The organism is Enterobacter sp. ZOR0014 (assembly GCF_000798855.1).
GTDB classification, from domain to species: Bacteria; Pseudomonadota; Gammaproteobacteria; order Enterobacterales; family Enterobacteriaceae; genus Enterobacter; species Enterobacter kobei.
Genome location: NZ_JTLF01000318.1, coordinates 1 through 221, shown reverse-complemented (window position 1 = coordinate 221; position 221 = coordinate 1). Strand labels below are relative to the sequence as shown.

Genomic DNA, 221 nt, shown 5'->3' with positions numbered 1-221 from the left:
AGCGCTGGCTCGAAGACCAGGGACACCGTATGCCTGCCTTCAGCACTGTCCATAACCTGATGGCCCGCCACGGCCTGCTGCCCGGCACGGCTCCCGGCATTCCGCCCACGGGCCGCTTCGAACACGATGCGCCGAACCGGCTCTGGCAGATGGATTTTAAGGGGCACTTCCCCTATGGCGGCGGCCGCTGCCATCCTCTCACCCTGCTGGACGACCACTCC

General features: G+C 66.5%; 1 pseudogene. It reads left to right on the top strand.

The window, feature by feature from the left end:
• A pseudogene (locus tag L977_RS18150) lies at positions 1-221 on the top strand (IS481 family transposase); the annotation flags it as partial.